Below are 18,539 nucleotides of genomic sequence, written 5' to 3'. Positions count from 1 at the left end.
CTTGTTGTGATGTTCACTTAGTGCATGAGGGCCATATGGAAGGGTTCTATCGCGTTCGGGCTGGTCAACGTACCCGTCAAGCTCTACAGCGCCACCGAGGACCACGATGTCAGTCTCCACCAGGTCCACAACAAGGACGGAGGCCGCATCCGTTACCAGCGGAAGTGCGAAATCTGCGCCTCTGTTGTGGATTACGAGGATATCGACAAGGCCTACGAAGAGGAAGGCCGCACAGTGGTGCTGTCCGCGGCCGATTTGAAATCGCTGCCCGCGGAGAACAGCCGCGAAATCGAGGTGGTGGAGTTCGTTCCGGCCGAGCAGTTGGACCCCATCATGTACGAGCGGCCGTACTATCTCGAGCCGGATTCCAAGTCTCCCAAGGCGTACATGCTCCTTCTGCGCACTTTGCAGGACACCGAGCGCGTTGCCATCGTGCAGTACGCGCTCCGACAGAAGACCAGGCTGGGCGCACTGCGCGTCCGCGGGGACGTGCTGATGCTGCAATCCCTGCTCTGGGACGACGAAGTCCGCGAAGCCAACTTCCCGTCGCTGGAAACCGACGTCAAGATCTCGGACAAGGAACTGGAGATGTCCTCGGCCCTGGTGGACTCCATGGCCCGAGACTTCGAACCAGAGCAATACACCGACAACTACCAAGTTCAATTGCGCCAACTCATCGCAGCCAAGCTCGAAAAGGGCGACTCCATCGACACCGAGGAGACGTTCGGCGTCGCAGCCAGCGAAGGAGAAGGCGGCGAGGTCATCGACCTCATGGAAGCCCTCAAACGGAGTCTCGACAAGAAGCGGGGCAAGGCGTCCGCTGGATCCGCCACTGCGTCGTCCACCGAAGAGTCCGACGACGGCGCCACCGCCAAGGCGGCCAGCAAGCCCAGAGCGAGGGTCAAGAAAGCCTGACGCACCGCCGTCGTACGCTCCACGAAAACCGGACATGTCCCTCTGGGCCTGCGCGCGAGCTAGGCACATGTCCCTTGTGCGTGGCTAGGGGTGGACATGATGGGATTATGTCCATTCGTGGGTTCGGGCGGAGGGCATGTCGCTTGGGGCGTGGGTGGTTCTTCCCGCGAAAACCGGACATGTCCCTCCGAGCCTGCGCGGGAGCTAGGCACATGTCCCTTGTGCGTGGCGAGGGGTGGACATGATGGGATTATGTCCATTCCTGGGTTCGTGCGCTGGACATGTCCCTTGTGGGCATGGGTGGTTCTTCCCACGAAAACTGGACATGTCCCTCGGAGGGCTAGTGGTTTCGCAGCGCCGAGATCAGCTCGGCTTTTTTCTTGCCTGAATACCCGCTGAGCCCCAGTTCCTTGGCGCGGGACCTAAGTTGGGGCACGGTCCAGTCTTCATAGTCGCCCGAAGTGCCGCCACGATGGCCGATTTCCTTGCGGCCTTCCTTGGCAGCGGCATTCGAGATCCTCGCGGCCTTTTCCTTCGAGGCGCCATCTTCCCTGAGGGTTTCGTAGAGTTCGGGATCCTTGAGGCTGGGATTCTTCTTGTTCGGCATGGGTTCCTCCTCCGGTCGAGCTCCAGGTTAGGACGGAAGCTCCATCCGGAACCCGCAGCGGCACTGCAACACCTTTGTCGCCAGATACACGTCGAGAAGGTCGACGGCGGGGTCCTCAGTGGACATCGGCGCATACACGCTGTGGAATCCGGTTCCTGAAATTTTCATGGGTTCGCCGCAATGGATGTATTCGCCGCCGAACTGCAGCACGCCTGACACCGTGCCTCGCTGGTTCAGGATGGCCGCGACATCCTGGAACGTCGCAGGATGGGTGTAGAACGTATCGCATTCGACGCAGGTGTAAGCGACATCCACGAGCCCTGGCACTGGTGGTTTAAGCGGCTCGATGGAATCCATGATCACGTGCTCGGCAGTGCGGCAATTGCCGCACCAGATTCGTTCCGCTCGCGGGTGAGGCGCGCCGTCGGGAACGATCGGGTCAGAGATAGTCGGCATCGACTTAACTCCTTGAAGCGGGAAGTGCGGCTCCCGCGCGAGGCGGAAGCCGCACTTCGAGCGGATTTAATCCTTCTTGAAAGCGTCCTTGACCTTTTCGCCGGCCGACTTCAGGTCGCTCTTGGTCTGATCCATCTTGCCTTCGGCTTCGAGCTTCTCGTTACCCGTCAGCTTTCCAGCCGCTTCCTTGGATTTGCCTGCAAGCTTTTCTCCGGCGTTCTGGATCTTGTCATCTGCACCCATGGACGTACTCCTTTTGCTGGTAATGGATTTACTTCATTCCGCCAAGCGTGTGGCGCCTGGCCGCTGGCCAAGTCTCGGAATGCCGTGGTCGGTCAGACGCCGTGCGACCTGCGGCCGGACATGAAGCTGAGAAGCCAGCCGATAGCCGCGACGATCAGCAGGACCACGCCGACCCAGAGGAGCCAGCTCACGGCCTGCGAGAAACCGCCGACGAGCAGAAGAACGATTGCCACAACGCCTGCAATGATCAGAAGAGTGTTCACAATGACACATTCCTTACTTCAGCGGGACCGCCGGCAAGCGCCCCGGCCCCTTGCGATGTATTCGGTTGTCAGTTCGCTCGCGAACTGTTGTTCCCCACCAGGCCCCCAGACCCCATGCGAGGTCTTGTTACAGCGGATGCCGCCTGTTTCCCGGAATTTTCGTCCGGTACGAACCGACATCGACTTCATCCATGGTACTACTAAGCACGCTTACCAAATCAAGTACTAAGTACACTTACAAAGATTTTTGGGTTTAGTCGTAGGCTAAACGGAAGGTCGTGCGTCGGTTTCCGGCGCCCGCATCGGACGGTCGTCTAGGAGGAGAAAACGTGAAAGCATCGCAAACCCTGGCAGATAATCTCCAGCTGGTCCTGACGGATCTCATTGAACTCCAGCTCCAAGGAAAACAGGCCCATTGGAACATCGTTGGCCCCAATTTCCGGGATCTGCACCTACAGCTTGACGAACTTGTCGCAGCCGCCCGGGAGTTCGCCGACGAAACCGCCGAACGGATGCGGGCGCTCCATGCCCTTCCCGATGGCCGGAGCGCCACCATCGCCGCATCAACCCGGCTGGATCAATTCCCCGCAGGATTGACCAACACCAGGGATGCCGTGAAGCTGATCACCGACCGCCTGGAGCGGACGGTCCAGACCATGCGTGATGTCCACGACGAAGTGGACGAAGAAGACCCGACGACGGCGGACCTCCTCCACGCGTTCATCGCCCGTTTGGAGCAACTCGCCTGGATGGTCAGCGCCGAAACCATGTCGGCCGGTGCGCCCGTGGCGGACCCACAGGAAGCCTAGAAACCCGGGAACGTAGGCGAACGGCGTCAGGGGCATGCCACGGCTCCGCCGGAGCAAACCCGGCACACCGGGGATTTCCCGGCGAAAGTCCGGCCGCGGCTTCAGCTACTACCGCCCGGACGGATCTCTTATCGCGGGCGGGGAGCGCAAGCGCCTTGACGCGCTGGCGATTCCGCCCGCGTGGGCCGATGTCTGGATATGCCCGTTCGAGAACGGGCATATCCAGGCAATGGGGGTGGACGACGCCGGGCGGAGCCAATACATCTACCACCCGGAATGGCGTGCTCGTCAGGATACTGAGAAGTTCGCCCGGGCTGCGCGTCTCGGAGCCCTCTTGCCGCAGGCCCGCCGCCTGGTCTCGCGGCATCTTCGGGAGTCACGTTCGGAGAAGACCAAATCCTTGGCCGCGGCCGTGCGGCTCATGGATCTCGGCGCGTTGCGCGTTGGTTCCGATGGCTACACGCGCCGCAACGGCTCCTATGGGCTCACCACGCTGAGGTGCAAGCACGTGCAGGTCAACGAGGATACGGTTTCCCTGAATTTCCCGGGGAAAAGCGGTCAAACCTGGGATTCAACCATCGAGGACGCTGTCCTGGCCAGATTCCTGGGGCCCTTGGCAGGCAGGCCCGGCAAGCAACCCCTCCTGGTCTTCGAGGAGGGTGGGGGACCGGTCTCCCTGAATGCCGCGATGGTCAACGAGTATCTTCGCCACATCACCGGCGGCGACTACACGGCTAAGGACTTCCGCACCTGGAAAGGCACAGCAGCGGCCGGCATGGCGCTCGCAGGCCCTGCTTCGAAAATACCGCCGCGCCAGCGGGTTCTCGAGGCCATCAAGCAGACCGCCGAACTTCTCGGCAACACTCCAACGGTGGCCCGGGCGGCCTACGTCGATCCGCGGCTCGTGGAGGGATTCCTGGCTGGTGATCTCGAAAAACTCAAGGCCAGGGAGTCGGATATCGCGGCCTACTTGGGGTCTTTGCCCTGACTAAACAAAGGAGCATGCTCCCCGTCGGCTACGAGGGATGGACAGATTAGGAATATGTCCATCCCCGAGTGCCAACGGAGAGCATGCTCAGTGGGGTTACTCGGCGTCGTGGTCCGTTTCGAGGATCTTCACGAGGCGGTCCAGGGCTTCGTCGGCCCCGGCACCCTCGGCGCGCAGGACAACGACGTCGCCGAATGAAGCTCCGAGGCTCATGAGGGACAGGATGCTGGCGGCGTCCATGGCGTCGTCGGCGGGCTCGCCTTCGCGGGCGATGGTGACCTCGATGTCCAGCTCGCCGGCGGCTTCGGCGAAGATGGCTGCCGGGCGGGCGTGCAGGCCGACGCGGCTGGCGATGGTGGCGGTACGTTCGGACATTGTTGCTCCTTCGATTGTGGGCTTGGGGAAAGTCTAGAGACCCAGCTCGTCCAGGATAGGCAGCTGGGCACGAACAGCTTGGCGCGCGGCGGATGCACTCGGGGCGGACAGCGCCGCCGTCGCGAGCTTTTGGGCCTGTGCCACGGTGACGGTTGCCAGGACGGCGGAAACGGCGGCAAGGGCGCGTGCGCTCATCGAAAGCGTCGCGACGCCTAGTCCAACGAGTACGACGGCGAGGGCCGGGTCCGCGGCTGCCTCGCCGCACACTCCTACGGGCCGGGCGGTGCCGCCCGCGCTGGCGGCAGCAGCGCCGTCGGCGGTCAACTTCACGAGCTGAAGCACGGCCGGCTGCCACGGATCATTGAGCGTGGCGAGTGGACCGAGTTGGCGGTCCGCGGCCATGGCGTATTGGGTGAGGTCGTTGGTTCCGAGCGATGCGAAACTGACTTCGCGCAGCACGGAAGCAGCGGTCAGGGCAGCCGACGGGACTTCGACCATGACGCCGGGGGTCTTCAAACCAGCGGCCGAACAGAGTGAAGCGAAATGGCGGCTTCCTCGGCCGTGGAGATCATGGGTGCCATGACCCAAACTTCGGCCTGGTTGGCGGCCTCTGCGGCGGCAATCGCCGCGAGTTGGCGTTCGAGCACCCCGGGGGAAGTGAGATCGGTGCGGTAGCCTCGGACGCCTAGCGCGGGATTCGGCTCGTCCGCGTTGGTGAGGAACGGCAGGGGCTTGTCCGCGCCGGCGTCGAGGGTTCGGACCACCACCTTCTTGCCCGGGAACGCAGCGAAGACTGCGCCGTAGGCGGCGATCTGCTCCTCGACGGTGGGTTCGTCGTCGCGATCCAGGAAACAGAATTCGGTGCGCAGCAAACCGACGCCCTCGGCACCGGCGTCGGCGGCCTTGACCGCGTCGGTACCCGTGCCGACGTTGGCGAGCAGCGGAACCCGGAACCCGTCGGCCATGACGTTGCTCCCGCTGAATGCGGCAATCGTCGACGCCTGGTTGGCCCACGCCTTGGCAGCAAGGCGGAGTTCCTCGCCAGGGTCAACCGTGATGGTGCCGGCAGCACCGTCGAGGTAGACCTCGATGCCGTCCCCGATCTCGTCGACACCGGGGGCGGCGACGATCGCGGGCAGGCCGAGGGCGCGGGCCAGGATGGCGGTGTGGGACTGCGGGCCGCCGCTTGAGGTGATCAGGGCGATCACCTGGGCGGGGTCCAGGGTGGCGGTGTCCGCCGGGGCGAGGTCCTCGGCGGCCAGGATGAACGGAACGTCCGACGCCGGGATGCCCGGCGCGGGCAGTCCGCGCAGTTCGGAGACGATGCGGGCGCGGACGTCCAGGACGTCGGCCACGCGCTCTGCCATGTAGCCGCCGAGGGCCTTCAACGAATCGGCAACTGTGGCAGCTGCCTCCCAGATGGCCCTTTCGGCGGTGCGTGCGCCGCCCGGGACCTCGGGGGAGAGGAGCCTGATGGCCGATTTCACCAGCATGGGATCGGCGGCCATCAGGGCAGTTGCTTCCAGGACCTCTTTGCCTTCGCCGGATGCCGTCGCGGCCCGGGCACGGAGTTCCGCCTGCACGGCCTTGGCGGCATCCTTGATGCGCTGGCCCTGCGATTCGACGGTAACGTCCGCAGGAATATTGACGTTCTCGTGGGGCTCTAGAACCGGCTTCGGCATCTGCCGCACCGGCCCCAGAACACGCCCGGGGGCAACGCCTACTCCTGAAAAGGTCTGCATGGATTTGTCCTCTACTTGCTTATTGGCGGGTTGTTCAGGCTGCGACCGGAACAGGAACCTGCTCTGCCTCAACCGGCTTCCGGACTGCCCAACGCTTCAGCGCGAGGAGGACGAGGGCGGTGATAACCATGCCGACGATGATCGAGATGACGAACATGGCCAGGTTTCCGATCGCGAAGAAGACGAAGATGCCACCGTGAGGGGCTTGCGAAGTCACGCCCGTCGCCATGCACAGCGCACCGGTCACGGCGCCGCCCACCATGCTGGCGGGGATGACACGGAACGGGTCGGCAGCAGCGAACGGGATGGCGCCTTCGGAGATGAAGGACGCGCCCAGCAGCCAGGCGGCCTTGCCGTTCTCGCGCTCAGCCAGGCTGAAGCCCTTCTTGTTCAGCGTCGTGGCCAGTGCCATGGCCAGCGGAGGAACCATGCCGGCTGCCATGACGGCGGCCATGATCTGCCACGGAGCCTGGTTCGCCAGGCTACCGGCACCCAGGCCGGCGACGGCGAAGGAGTAGGCAACCTTGTTGACGGGGCCACCGAGGTCGAAGCACATCATGAGGCCGAGGATGATGCCGAGAACGACGGCGGACGCGCCGGTCATGCCGGTCAACCACGTGTTGAGCTGCAAGGTGACCCACGCGATGGGACCGCCGAGAACGAGGAACATCAAACCGGAAGCGACGATCGAAGCCAAGAGCGGGATGATCACCACAGGCATGAGCCCGCGCAACCAGCGTGGAACCCTGAACGTGCCGATCCAATGTGCCGTGAGGCCGGCCAGCAAGCCGCCAACCAGGCCGCCCAGGAAGCCTGCGCCCATGAAGCCGGCAACAGCACCGGCCACGAAACCAGGCGCAATGCCGGGCCGGTCCGCGATGCCGAAGGCAATGTAGCCTGCCAGGGCGGGGACCAGGAAGCCAAGGGACAGTCCACCGATCTTGAAGGCAACGGTTCCCAAGTAGAGCGCAAGGTTCCCGTTGGGCAGATCAAACAGCGTGTTGTGGGCCAGGATGTCGTTGGCCTTCGTTCCCAAGGCAATGTCGTAACCCGCCAACAGGAAGCCCAGGGCAATGAGCAGGCCGCCACCGGCGACGAACGGGATCATGTAGCTGACACCGGTCAGGAGGACCTTCTTGACCTTGGTGCCGAGGTGCTCGCTCGCAGCCTCGGACGCCTGCTCGGCGCTCTCTTCGGCGCCGAAATGCGGGACACGGTGCGCGTGCGGGTCGGTCGCGGCGGCGAGGGCTTCCTGGACCATCTTGGCCGGCTCGTCAATGCCGCGCTTCACGGGTGCGTTGATGACGGGCTTGCCGGCAAAGCGTTCCTTGCCGCGGACATCGACGTCTACCGCGAAGATCACGGCGTCTGCAGCAGCGATGACCGAAGGGTCCAGCGCCGTGAATCCGCCCGAGCCCTGGGTTTCCACCTGAAGGTCGACGCCCATTTCCTTGGCCGCGGCCACGAGGGAGTCGGCTGCCATGTAGGTGTGGGCGATGCCGGTGGGGCAAGCCGTGACGGCAACGATGCGCTTCGGGGCCACAGAAGCCGTACGGGCCGACGTCGGGGCGGCCTCTGCAACGGGTGCCGCCGAGCCTGCAGCATGCGCGGCCGGCTTGTCGGCCAGGGCGCCTTCAACCAGGTCGACGATGTCCTGCCCGGTGGCAGCCGAACGAAGAGCCGCCGTGAAGTCCTTCTTGATGAGGGAACGGGCCAGCTTGGAGAGCAACTTCAGGTGCTCCTGGTCCGCTCCTTCCGGTGCAGCGATGAAGAAGATGATGTCCGCGGGACCATCCTTGGCACCGAAGTCCACTTTGTGCGAGAGCCGGGCCATCGCCAAGGTCGGCTCCGTTACCGCGGCTGAGCGGCAGTGCGGGATGGCGATGCCGCCGGGTACGCCCGTGGCAGTCTTCTGCTCGCGGGCGAAGGCGTCCGCGAAGAGCCCTTCAACCTCGGAGGCGCGCCCGGCTGCGGCAACTTTGCCCGCCAGGAAGCGGATGACATCGGCGGGGGAATCGCCGAGGTTCTGGTCAAGGGAGACCAGTTGGGGGGTGATGAGCTGGGTCACTGTTAGTCCTTCTGAAGGGCCGTGATGGTTACGGCGTCGGGAGTTGTTTGGTGGACCGCCGGGACAGTGGAGCCCGGCAGCGAAGCAGCGGCGGCACCGTGTGCCACAGCCTGACGGAGGCAGTCCTGCGAAGTTCCGCCGTTGGTGGCGGCCAGCAGATAGCCAGCAAGGGATGAATCGCCGGCACCAACTGTGCTGACGGCTTGGATCGGCGGATGCGTGGCGAGCCACGCGCCGTCGGCGGTTACCAGGACGGCGCCCTTCGAACCGAGTGTTGCGAGTACCGCACCCACACCGCTGCCGACGACGGCGGCAGCGGCCCTGGCGGCAAGGCCGGGGTCCGCTTCCAATTCGTCAGCCGTGTGGACGTCTGTGAGGCCGGCGGCGGCAGCCAGTTCGGCCAGTTCTTCCGCGTTGGGCTTCAAGAGATCGGGCTTGCCGTTGATATTGCCGAGTGAATCGCCAGTGATGGCGGCAACCAGCGGGGCGCCTGAGGAGTCGATTGCGATAAGCGGGGCGTCGCCGTCGTGCGTGGAACGGAGCCGGCGGGCGACCGTGGCATAGAAATCCGCAGGAACTCCTGGTGGGAGCGATCCGGCGAGTACCACCCAGCTCGCGCCACGGGAGCGGTCCAGCAGCAGCCCGATCAGGGCTTCCTGCTCGTCCAGGCTCAACTCCGGGCCGGGTTCGTTGATCTTGGTGGTGACGCCGTCCGGTTCGGTGAGCGTCACGTTGCTGCGCAGCGGCTCGCTGATGGGAAGCGCGGCGTAGGGGACGCCGTCGTCGAGCAGTCCGGCGAGGACGGGATCGGAATCCCCGCCCGGCAGGACAGCGACGGTGTCCAGGCCCGAGGCGACCAGCGCCCGCGAGACGTTGACGCCCTTGCCGCCCGAGTGCTGGTGGACGGCGACGGCGCGCTGCACCTCGCCCCGGGCCAAAGGCGCAGGGAGCTCGACGGTGCGGTCAAGGCTCGGGTTGGCGGTCAGGGTGACGATCATGCGATCACCACGTCGACGCCGGCCTCCGCCAGTGCGGCAGAGAGCTCTTCTGAGGGTTCGTGGTCAGTAATCACGGTGTCCACATCTTTTAGGGCAGCGAACTGGACCAGGGTTTCCGCGTCCAGTTTGGAGGAATCCGCGAGGACGACGACGCGCCGTGCGGACGTGACGAAGGCGGCCTTGACGGCGGCTTCTTCGGGATCAGGGGTGCTGAGCCCGAACGTGGCGTGGATACCGTTGGTGCCGACGAAGGCGATGTCCGGGCGGAGCCGGGAAGCGGCCTCGACCGTGGACTGCCCGACGGCGGCCTGGGTGAGCCCGCGGACGCGGCCACCCAGGATCTGCAGCGCGATGTGCGGGTTTCCCGAAAGCCGTCCGGCGATGGGAATGGCGTGGGTGATAACCACCAGTTCTTCCCGCGGGCCGTTTCCGTTGGAAGAGGCGGTGCGCAGCGCGGTGCGCTGGTCCAGCAAGCGGGCGAGGGCTTCCGTGGTGGAGCCGGCATCGATCAGGATGCTGCCGGCAGCGTTCTCGGGGATGAGTGCAAGGGCGGCCTCGGCGATGCGGACCTTTTCCGGTTGGCGCTGGATGGCCCGCTCAACCACGCTTTCCTCGCGGGTGCTGAGGCGGTCCGACGGGACAGCCCCACCGTGCACGCGGCGAAGGTTGCCGGCGGATTCGAGGGCAGCAAGGTCACGGCGGACAGTCTCCGTGGTGATGCTGAACCGATCCGCAAGGTCAGTGACGCTGACCCGTCCACGCTCGGCGACGAGCTCGGAGATCAGCTGTTGGCGCTCCTCGGCAAACACATACCCTCCATTGCGTACAAGCTCTAGGTACATCAGTGACTGCGATCACATGATGTGGAATTGCTTGACTCTATCTTTGTTCATGTTGGTCTGTCAACAGAAAACAACATAAACAAAGATGTTGGCTTGGTTTGGGGTTGGTTTTGCTTGGATGAGCGGTGGGTGGGGTGGGTTTTGGGCGCGCTTGAGGGTGGGCAGCGTTGGATTCTGCTGGATCATTCGAAGATGGCGGCTCGCCGGCCCCGGAATGGCGGGGGCAGCGAGGCTGCATGCTGGAGTGATCCAGCAGAATCCGACATGCGACGGATGAGGCGACGGATGAGGCGTGCGGGCGCGACCGGCGCGACGGCTCGGGTCTGGGGCGCGGCGGCTTAGGCTCTGGGGCGCGGCGGCGCCAACGTCTAACCGGTCCGACGCAGGGTGGCTAGTCCCGGAAGGGGGTAGTCGGATTGGGGCTTTCCGCCCTAGCGCCGGACCGGAGGGTTCCCTACGGCCACTCGATCTCCCGCAGGCCGGGGTACTCGATGGGGAGGTTGTCCGGGTCGGGAGGATCGGGCAAGCGGGGCCGGGGAGGGGAATCCGGTTCTTGCCGGTGCTGGTTCCGCTTTTGGTCCAACTCATCCGACTCTTGCCGGAAGTCGTCCCCGGGCCGTCGGTGCTGTGTACTTTCGAGCTTCATGGTGCTTCCTTCGGATAATTCTGCGCGTCGCGGCTAAGCAGGTATTTCCAACTCGAATCCGCAACTGCATCTCAAGACCTTGGTGGGGAGAAGGGCTTCGGAGGGGGAGCTGCGCGATCGGGGCCTGCCCGTCTGCGGTACTCCGAAGCGCCGCTGTGCGGTTTTGACTTCACGGAGAGGTTCACTGCAGTGGAAATAGTGGCTTCCAAACTCAAGGAGGCCATCCTGAATCCCCCGACGATTCAGGATGGCCCCCGCCTGCTGGACGGTGGCCGCGTGGCTGTAGGAAGACCCGCAAGAAGTGCACGTGTAGAACACGGCAATCTGTTGGGAAAACCTTGGAGCCCGGGCCTGGATTGATTCGATGATCAGGTGCTTGTCTGTTCCACAACCGACACACCAAAGGGGTGAGGCCCCTGGGCGATGTGGTTCATGGGGAATCGCGGATTCGGAGATGGTCGACACCGACTAGCTCCGTACCGGCAACAGGCATTTGCTCATCAGGCAGCACCTTCACATTGAGTGACATGGCGCCCGGCTGCTTGAGCGAAAACAGGCCGAAGAGTTCGGCCCTGTCCGGAATTCTGCACGGACTGTAGAAGAATTGTGCACTGTGCATCTCCGGTGCGCAAGACCGTCGGGGATTTTGTCCAAGTGGTGGACGTTCTATTGGGGCGCTCTTTTTCCTCCATTGCCGGCCTGCTGCTCGTAGACTGAGCCATGGACGAAATGGGCCTGAATGCCTCGGTAGTCGGACAACTCCAGGATTTGGTCATCGACAGCGAAGACGTCAGCGGCTTCCTCGAAGAACTTGCGGTATTCACGGCCTCGTCAGTGTCCGCTGCGCGCGGCCAGGATGTCCTATGCGGTATCACGTTGAGCAGGCGTCGACGGTCGATGACGGTTGCTGGAAGCAGCCACGAAGCCCGCCTCATTGACGAAGTGCAGCAAGCCTACGGAGACGGACCTTGCCTGGAAGCGATGAGAACGGGCAAGTCTGTACTGGTCTCCGACACGTCCACCGACTCGCGGTGGCCGGAATACTGCGCCACCATCGCTGAGCGCGGACACCTCGCCGTGCTTTGCGTGCCTCTGGGGCTTGAAGAAGGCGCGACGGCGGCGATCAACCTTTTCGCCCCACAGGGCGAAGCCTTCGATGAGACCTCCATCCGCAGCTGCGAGCAATTCGCAAGCCAGGCGGAGAAGGCCCTACGGCTCGCGGTTCGGATCGGCGCCAGGCAGCAGCGTGCAGAGGACCTCGAGCAGGCCATGCGTTCACGGACTGCCATCGATCTGGCAACCGGCGTCATCATGGGCCAGAACAAGTGCAGCCAGGAGGAGGCCTTCAGGATTCTGACCAAGGCCTCAAACGGCAGGAACCAGAAACTCAGGGATGTTGCGGAATCCCTTCTCCAGTCCTTGACGAACGAGACGCCCGTCTTGCACTTCGAGCCTTAAGCGACTCGGCTAGCTGCGCTCAGCGATTTCTTTGACGCTTGCCACGAGGCTGTCCCACATGCCCTTCGAATGCGCGGCTTCTTCCGGGCTGGCGTTGTTATCCTGGGCCAAAGTCAGCCTGGTCATCCCGTCTTCAGGATCCAAGGTCCACGTCAGGGTGTGGTAGTTCTCCGGGGCATCGACTTGGCCCGACAGCGGGCTGAAATGGGTGTTCACCAGCCGCTTGCGGGGCTCGAACTCGAGGATGACGCCCTTGTCCTCATAGTCTTTGCCCTTCCAGACCCCACGCCAAGCAATGGGTCCGCCAACCGTCCAGTCGGTGACAATCTCGGTCCCGAACATGAACTCCTTGACGGCCCGGGGGTCGGTGAGCACCGACCACACCCGATCGGCGCTCGCCTGGATCGTGATGGTTGAACTCGCGATGAAATTGCCTGTCATGTCAATCTCCTTTGCCACGTGGTCGGCATCCGGGCGCCGGCGCAACAGAGTCTACGCCGGGATGAGTTTCAGGTTGAGCGCGAGCTCGCCGGAACGGTGCCGGCTCGCCCGAGCCTTCCGGCGACCGGGCACCATTCCGGCGACTTCGACGACGGGCACGACGATGGCGACCGCATAGGCTCTTCCCATGGAAACTGTCGTCTGGTCCAAACCGGAAAATGAACGTGCCGGGACGCCTCTCCTTGTGATGATGCACGGATACGGCACGGACGAGCAGCGAATGGTGAATCTCTTTCCCCAGCTCCCGAAGGAGTTCACTTGCGCCGCGCTCCGGGGTCCCATGGCGATCGGCGACCACTACGGCTGGTTCCTGCTGGACTATTTCCTCGCCAACGACTTTGCGGATGTCATCACCGCCACCAACAAAGTCTTCGCTTGGATCGACTCCGTCAAGCGCAACCACAGCAGTGTGAGCCTCCTGGGCTATTCCCAAGGCATGGCCATGGCCAGCACCCTCCTGCGGCTTCGTCCGGAAGGCTTCAAAGCCACAGTGGGCCTCTCCGGATTCGTGCTGGAAAACGACCTCCTGGCGCTGAGTGAATCCTTCGACTCGCCGCCGCCCTTCTTCTGGGGGAGGGACAAAGCCGATCCCGTGATCTTCAGTGATGCCATTGAGCACACGGCGGAATGGCTCGACAAAAACACTGCTCTCACCGCGAGAACCTACCCCGGCATGGGCCACCGGATCGAGGCCCGGGAAATGGCGGATGTCAGCGCTTTTCTGCGGTTTTACGCCCTTCGCTGAAGTGAGGCCTGCGTCACATTCGGGGATGCTGGAAAACAACTCTTGATTGCCAAAATTGTAAGCGCTTACACTCTTCTTCGGCGGTGCAAGGATGTGCCGCCGATTCCAGAAGATGAAAGGGTTGAGGCCGTGTTGAATGGTTAAGGCTCACCGCGTGACAATCCAGGACGTTGCCGTCCTCTCGGGCCTGTCAATATGCACCGTTTCTCGCGCCCTGCGGAACCTGCCGAACGTGTCCGAAAAAGCCCAGGCGAAAGTGGCCGACGCCGCCGCCAAGCTCGGCTACAAGGCATCCTCCGCGGCAGCCCGGTTGGCCGGCGGAAGTACGGGTTCCATCGCCATCATCGCCCCCACCGCCACGGCCTGGTTCTTCGCCCAGGCCGTCGAAGCGGCCGAGGAAGTCTTCGGGGACAGCGGCTTCGACACCGTCCTGATCAGCCTCCGGGGCAAGTCGAGCGTCAAGCGGAAGATCTTCGGTGACCTCCTTGGGCTGTCCCAGCGCGTGGACGGAGTGCTGCTCCTCAACGTCGATTTGAGCGAATCCGAGGTTGCCCTCCTGGCCGCGTCCGGCCTTGCAGTTGCGAGCGTGGGGATGACTTCCGTACCGTGGGACAACGTAGGGATCGACGACGAACTCGCGGCTTGGCAGGCCACGTCACACCTGCTGGGGCTGGGCCATTGGGATCTGGCGGTGCTGTCCGGCCGCGAAACCCAAGAGAACTCGGTATTGACGGCCAGCGACAGGCTCAAGGGATTCGGCCGCGCATTGAAAGACCATCACCTGACCGTTCATCCGGACTTGGTCATGAACTCGGACTCCACGATCGACGGCGGCCGTATAGCCATGAACGAACTCATTGCCCACAGAAGCCTTCCCACCGCAGTCTTCGCGCACTGTGACGAGGCGGCGTTCGGAGCACTGATGGCCTTGCGCGAACATGGATTGTCCGCGCCAAAGAATGTCTCCGTGATTGGAATCGACGACCACCCCATGAGCTGGTTCCTTGGCCTCGGCACGGTGGCGCAGCCAGTGGCGGACCAAGGAGCCTTCGCCGCCAACCTCCTGGTGGACCGGCTCCAGAACGCCGACGCCCCCAACGAACCCTCCAACCATTTCCTTGACACGAAACTCATTGAACGCAAAACCACGCGCCGCCAACGCTGAACGGACCACTCCACACCATGACTGATACCCGAGCATCCCAGAAGACCGCCTGGACAGGCGCTACCGCGCTCCTTTTCGACCTCGACGGCGTGCTGACGCCAACCGCCGTCGTGCATGAGCAGGCTTGGCAGGAACTCTTCGACGGCTACCTGGCCGAAACCGGCCATCCGGACGGTTACCAGGAGAGCGACTACTTCGACCACATCGATGGCAAGCCGCGCTTCGATGGTGTCCGGGATTTCCTCACCTCCCGTGGCATCACGTTGCCGGAAGGCCCCACCGACGACGATCCCGCCAACACCAGCGTGCAGGGCCTGGGCAACCGCAAGAACCGGATCTTCAACGAGATCGTGGACTCGCGCGGCGTCGAGCCCTACGCGGGCTCTGTCCGTTTCATCCAGGCCGCACTGGAGCTGGGACTCAAGCTCGCCGTCGTATCCTCTTCCCGCAACGCGCCCGCTGTCCTGAAGGCGGCCGGACTGGATGGCTACTTCCCGGTGGTGGTCGACGGCCAGGTGGCTGCCGCCGTCGGACTCCCGGGCAAGCCGGATCCCGCCACGTTCCGTTACGCGGCCGAGTTGCTGGACGTCCCCGCCGAGGGCTGCGTCGTCGTCGAGGACGCAGTGTCCGGTGTGCAGGCCGGCAGCGCCGGGAACTTCCGTGCAGTGATCGGGGTGGACCGGGGGGCGGGTCACCAGACCCTGCTCGACGCCGGAGCGACATTCGTAGTCGACGACCTCGACGATCTTCTCTAACCAAGCCGTTTCACCAGGAACAGAAGGAACCCAACAGTCCATGGCACTCATCAGCTCCGACCGGCTGCGCTTCCCCTGCGAACCGCGGAAGCTCGTGGAGAGCATCCACGTTCCCGGCGACGCCGGTACGCTTGAAACCCTTTTCAGCCTCGGCAACGGCCACCTGGGCATCCGAGGAGCCCATTGGGCGGGGGCGGACGCCGAACTTCCCGGTACGTTCATCAACGGTTTCCACGAAACGTGGGACATCAAGCACGCCGAGAACGCTTACGGCTTTGCCCGCACGGGACAACGGATCGTGTATGTTCCGGATGCCAACAACTTCAACATCGTCATCGACGGCGAGCAGCTGAGCCTCACCGAGTCCGCGGTGCAGAATTACCGCCGCAGCATCGACTTCGCGACGGGTGTGTACGAATGCGCCGTCACGTGGGAATGCCGTTCAGGCGCCATTGTCACCACGGTGGAGCGTCGCGCCGTCGGGATCGATTCCAGGGGTTCCCTCGGCATCGAGCTGAGCCTTATCGCAGACCGCCTGGTTTCCGCCGACGTCACCTCCTTGGTGATCAATCGGCAGGACCAGCCTGTGGAGGACCACTCGGCCCACGACCCCCGCCGCTCCGGCCGCCACGCCGGCAGGGTATTGCTCCCGCTCCATCTCCAGGGCTCCGACGGATCCCTGCGCATGGCCTGGGAGACCGCAGAATCCAGGCAGCGCATCGGCATGGCCGTGGACCACTGGATTTCCGCCGAAGGCCAGCCTTTCGAGACCGTGGTGGGGGAGGACGAGTCCACTGTCCGCTACGTCATGGCCGTGAATGAGGGCGAGACGTTCCGCTTGGAGAAGAGCGTGAGCTACGTCGTGAACAGCGCCGACGCAAGCGAATCGGACCCCGGCGAGATCCTCGCGTCCGACGCCGAATTGGGCCTCGTGCCGTTCGACGCACTCCTGGCCGAAGGCGCGGCCCACTACCGGGATTACTGGTCTACGGCGGACATCACCATTGGCGGCCAGCCCGAACAGCAGCAGGCCGTGCGCTGGAGCCTGTTCCAGCTCGCCCAGGCAACCGCTCGTGCCGGCGTCGCGGGCATCCCGGCCAAGGGCGTCAGCGGCTCCGGCTATGAGGGCCACTACTTCTGGGACCAGGAGGTGTACCTCCTGCCGTACTTGACCTATACGAACCCGGCTGCCGCACGCCAGGTGCTGGAGTCCCGCCACGCCATGCTTCCCGACGCCCGGATCCGGGCCAAGGAACTCAGCGTGGACGGTGCGCTGTTCCCGTGGCGCACCATCAACGGGCTCGAGGCCAGCGCGTACTACGCCGCCGGCACGGCTCAGTTCCACATCGCCGCCGCGATCTCCTTCGCCGCCAACCGCTACCAGTGGGCCAGCGGCGACGCGAGTTTCCGCACCGAGGTGGGCGCCGACCTGTTGATCGAGACGGCCCGCATGTGGGCGTCGCTGGGCTTCTTCGGCAAGGACGGCTTATTCCACATCCACGGCGTCACCGGCCCGGATGAATACACGGCCGTGGTCAACGACAACCTCTATACCAACGTCATGGCTCGCTTCAACCTGCGGGCCGCCGCGGCACTGGAACACCCCGACGTCCCGGACACCGAGCGGATGGTGTGGCAACAAGCCGCCGCGCGCATGTCCCTTCCCTACGATCCGGACATGCAGATTTACAGCCAGGACAACGACTTCATGACCCTGGAGCCATGGGACTGGTCTACGCCGCGCTCCAAATACCCGCTGCTGCTCAACTTCCACCCGCTGGTCATCTACCGGCACCAAGTCCTCAAGCAGGCGGACACGGTGCTGGCGATGTTCCTGCAATGGCAGGACTTCACGGCAGAGGAAAAGCAGCGCGCGTTCGACTTCTACGATCCCATCACCACCGGCGACTCCACCTTGTCCGCTTGTGTCCAGGGCATCATGGCGGCCGAGGTGGGCTACTCCGACATCGCGCTCAAGCATTTCACCGAGGCTTTGTTCATCGACCTGGACAACACGCACCACAACACGGTCGACGGCGTGCACATTGCGTCCACCGGCGGCATCTGGAGTTCGCTGGTGTGTGGTTTCGCGGGCATGCGGGACCAGGGGAAGGTCCCGCACTTCGATCCACGGCTGCCGGCCGAGTGGGACAGCCTGTCCTTCCGGCTCAAAATCCGCGGCCGGCAGTTGTCCATCGAGCTGCGCCCGGGATCCATCAGCCTTGCGCTCGTTCCGGATCCGGCTTCAGCGCCCGACGGCGGCGCCGAACCTTTGGAGGTCAGCGTGCGCGGACAGCGGCTCGTCGTCGGCGTCGAGACGGTCACTGTGCCCCTCGACGACGTGCCACACCCCGCGCCGTCGGTCTTCCCGAGCCTCTTCCCGACGGCGGGCCTTCCGGTGATTGGAAGCGCGCGGATCTAGGCCGTCCACTGCTGAGTAACTGTCGTTCTGAGCGCTCAGAACGACAGTTACTCAGCAACGGATGCAAGCCGCTCGCTACTTCGGCGCGATGCCCCGCATGCTGTTGTTCCGCTTCTCGTGGGTGAGTTCCGCGAGTCCAAGTGCTTCCAGGAGCGGCGGCATGTACATCCCGAATCGGCCGCGGTATCCCTTGCGCAACCCGTACCAACCGCCTACCGGGTTGCCGTCGTCGCGACCCCAAGCCTCAACAGTGCCTTCGGCGGCTGGCTTGTTCTCGTCCGCGGCGCCGAGCGGCACCCAATCGCCTTGCTGGAGTAGCCACGCATGAAGGTCCTCGATGGCGCTCAATTGGTATTTGAGGGTCGTGGAGCCTACCTGGCAAACGATCGCGGGAGGGTCGGCTGCTTCGTCCCGGTACATCGTGTAGTCGGAGGAGCCGGGCGGGGTTGTGAGCTTCCAGGGGTCTTCCTTGGATCCAGCGGCCATGTGACGGTGTCCTTCCTGGCGGGCGTCGCAGCAGGCGTCGCGCGATGATGGCTAC

At 64.0% G+C, this 18,539-nt stretch carries 20 protein-coding genes and 1 pseudogene; 8 read left to right on the top strand and 13 right to left on the bottom strand.

Features of this window, described 5'->3' with window-relative positions:
• Positions 1 to 24: 24 nt before the first annotated feature.
• Complete coding sequence (gene ku / locus ACSBOX_RS20310; protein ID WP_442544073.1) at positions 25 to 915, top strand: non-homologous end joining protein Ku; 891 nt, start codon at positions 25 to 27, stop codon at positions 913 to 915.
• Positions 916 to 1,255: 340 nt separating this feature from the next.
• Here ku and ACSBOX_RS20305 read toward each other — a convergent pair whose 3' ends face one another.
• The 4 genes from ACSBOX_RS20305 to ACSBOX_RS20290 all read right to left on the bottom strand — a co-directional run bounded on the left by ACSBOX_RS20305 (position 1,256) and on the right by ACSBOX_RS20290 (position 2,484).
• On the bottom strand, positions 1,256 to 1,522 hold the full coding sequence (locus ACSBOX_RS20305) for a DUF7218 family protein (RefSeq protein WP_442544072.1): 267 nt from the start codon (positions 1,520 to 1,522) through the stop codon (positions 1,256 to 1,258).
• Between the two features lie 27 nt (positions 1,523 to 1,549).
• Positions 1,550 to 1,978 carry a hypothetical protein gene (locus ACSBOX_RS20300; RefSeq protein ID WP_442544071.1) on the bottom strand — a complete coding sequence of 143 codons (429 nt, stop codon included), beginning with the start codon at positions 1,976 to 1,978 and terminating at the stop codon, positions 1,550 to 1,552.
• A 66-nt stretch (positions 1,979 to 2,044) separates the two neighbouring features.
• Positions 2,045 to 2,221, bottom strand: a complete 177-nt coding sequence (locus ACSBOX_RS20295; protein ID WP_442544070.1) for a CsbD family protein — start codon at positions 2,219 to 2,221, stop codon at positions 2,045 to 2,047.
• Positions 2,222 to 2,313: 92 nt separating this feature from the next.
• Positions 2,314 to 2,484: a DUF2207 domain-containing protein gene (locus tag ACSBOX_RS20290; RefSeq protein ID WP_139359614.1), complete on the bottom strand. Its 171-nt coding sequence runs from the start codon at positions 2,482 to 2,484 to the stop codon at positions 2,314 to 2,316.
• Between the two features lie 329 nt (positions 2,485 to 2,813).
• Here ACSBOX_RS20290 and ACSBOX_RS20285 point away from each other — a divergent pair, with 329 nt between their 5' ends.
• Entirely contained in the window at positions 2,814 to 3,293 is a 480-nt protein-coding gene (locus ACSBOX_RS20285) for a Dps family protein (protein WP_442544069.1), read from the top strand.
• Positions 3,294 to 3,327: 34 nt separating this feature from the next.
• Positions 3,328 to 4,281, top strand: coding sequence for a DNA topoisomerase IB (locus tag ACSBOX_RS20280; protein WP_442544068.1), 954 nt, complete (start codon positions 3,328 to 3,330; stop codon positions 4,279 to 4,281).
• A gap of 96 nt (positions 4,282 to 4,377) precedes the next feature.
• Here the strand turns inward: ACSBOX_RS20280 and ACSBOX_RS20275 are convergent, their stop codons facing one another.
• From ACSBOX_RS20275 to ACSBOX_RS20250, 6 genes and pseudogenes are all read right to left on the bottom strand, one after another.
• Positions 4,378 to 4,656: an HPr family phosphocarrier protein gene (locus ACSBOX_RS20275; protein WP_059388405.1), complete on the bottom strand. Its 279-nt coding sequence runs from the start codon at positions 4,654 to 4,656 to the stop codon at positions 4,378 to 4,380.
• A 33-nt stretch (positions 4,657 to 4,689) separates the two neighbouring features.
• Positions 4,690 to 6,398, bottom strand: a pseudogene (ptsP, locus tag ACSBOX_RS20270) (phosphoenolpyruvate--protein phosphotransferase).
• A gap of 34 nt (positions 6,399 to 6,432) precedes the next feature.
• Positions 6,433 to 8,466: a PTS fructose transporter subunit IIABC gene (locus ACSBOX_RS20265; protein ID WP_442544067.1), complete on the bottom strand. Its 2,034-nt coding sequence runs from the start codon at positions 8,464 to 8,466 to the stop codon at positions 6,433 to 6,435.
• Between the two features lie 2 nt (positions 8,467 to 8,468).
• Positions 8,469 to 9,464, bottom strand: coding sequence for a 1-phosphofructokinase family hexose kinase (locus ACSBOX_RS20260; RefSeq protein WP_442544066.1), 996 nt, complete (start codon positions 9,462 to 9,464; stop codon positions 8,469 to 8,471).
• Entirely contained in the window at positions 9,461 to 10,273 is an 813-nt protein-coding gene (locus tag ACSBOX_RS20255) for a DeoR/GlpR family DNA-binding transcription regulator (protein WP_442544065.1), read from the bottom strand. The genes ACSBOX_RS20260 and ACSBOX_RS20255 overlap by 4 nt, the downstream gene beginning before the upstream one ends.
• Before the next feature lie 487 nt (positions 10,274 to 10,760).
• Positions 10,761 to 10,952, bottom strand: a complete 192-nt coding sequence (locus tag ACSBOX_RS20250) for a hypothetical protein (RefSeq protein WP_442544064.1) — start codon at positions 10,950 to 10,952, stop codon at positions 10,761 to 10,763.
• A gap of 720 nt (positions 10,953 to 11,672) precedes the next feature.
• Between ACSBOX_RS20250 and ACSBOX_RS20245 the strand changes: the two genes are divergently transcribed.
• On the top strand, positions 11,673 to 12,410 hold the full coding sequence (locus ACSBOX_RS20245) for an ANTAR domain-containing protein (RefSeq protein WP_442544063.1): 738 nt from the start codon (positions 11,673 to 11,675) through the stop codon (positions 12,408 to 12,410).
• Positions 12,411 to 12,419: 9 nt separating this feature from the next.
• On the opposite strand, the gene ACSBOX_RS20240 is transcribed toward ACSBOX_RS20245, so the two are convergent.
• Complete coding sequence (locus ACSBOX_RS20240) at positions 12,420 to 12,851, bottom strand: SRPBCC domain-containing protein (RefSeq protein WP_442544062.1); 432 nt, start codon at positions 12,849 to 12,851, stop codon at positions 12,420 to 12,422.
• Positions 12,852 to 12,902: 51 nt separating this feature from the next.
• On the bottom strand, positions 12,903 to 13,040 hold the full coding sequence (locus tag ACSBOX_RS20235; protein WP_442544061.1) for a hypothetical protein: 138 nt from the start codon (positions 13,038 to 13,040) through the stop codon (positions 12,903 to 12,905).
• Here ACSBOX_RS20235 and ACSBOX_RS20230 point away from each other — a divergent pair.
• The 4 genes from ACSBOX_RS20230 to ACSBOX_RS20215 all read left to right on the top strand — a co-directional run bounded on the left by ACSBOX_RS20230 (position 13,039) and on the right by ACSBOX_RS20215 (position 17,998).
• Positions 13,039 to 13,656, top strand: coding sequence for an alpha/beta hydrolase (locus ACSBOX_RS20230; protein WP_442544060.1), 618 nt, complete (start codon positions 13,039 to 13,041; stop codon positions 13,654 to 13,656). The two genes, ACSBOX_RS20235 and ACSBOX_RS20230, sit on opposite strands and share 2 nt — an antisense overlap.
• Before the next feature lie 154 nt (positions 13,657 to 13,810).
• On the top strand, positions 13,811 to 14,821 hold the full coding sequence (locus ACSBOX_RS20225) for a LacI family DNA-binding transcriptional regulator (protein WP_442544059.1): 1,011 nt from the start codon (positions 13,811 to 13,813) through the stop codon (positions 14,819 to 14,821).
• 17 nt (positions 14,822 to 14,838) lie between these two features.
• Positions 14,839 to 15,576 (top strand): HAD family hydrolase, encoded by a 738-nt coding sequence (locus ACSBOX_RS20220; protein WP_442544058.1) that lies wholly within the window; start codon positions 14,839 to 14,841, stop codon positions 15,574 to 15,576.
• Between the two features lie 40 nt (positions 15,577 to 15,616).
• The gene (locus tag ACSBOX_RS20215; protein WP_442544057.1) at positions 15,617 to 17,998 is read left to right on the top strand and encodes a glycoside hydrolase family 65 protein; all 2,382 of its coding nucleotides are present in this window, start codon (positions 15,617 to 15,619) and stop codon (positions 17,996 to 17,998) included.
• A 75-nt stretch (positions 17,999 to 18,073) separates the two neighbouring features.
• Here the strand turns inward: ACSBOX_RS20215 and ACSBOX_RS20210 are convergent, their stop codons facing one another.
• On the bottom strand, positions 18,074 to 18,484 hold the full coding sequence (locus ACSBOX_RS20210; protein WP_442544056.1) for a DUF6855 family protein: 411 nt from the start codon (positions 18,482 to 18,484) through the stop codon (positions 18,074 to 18,076).
• Positions 18,485 to 18,539 lie beyond the last annotated feature (55 nt).

The organism is Arthrobacter sp. KN11-1C (assembly GCF_052180225.1).
GTDB lineage: Bacteria > Actinomycetota > Actinomycetes > Actinomycetales > Micrococcaceae > Arthrobacter.
The sequence above is the reverse complement of the archived record's forward strand: the minus strand, read 5'-3'. Positions and strand labels throughout refer to the sequence as shown.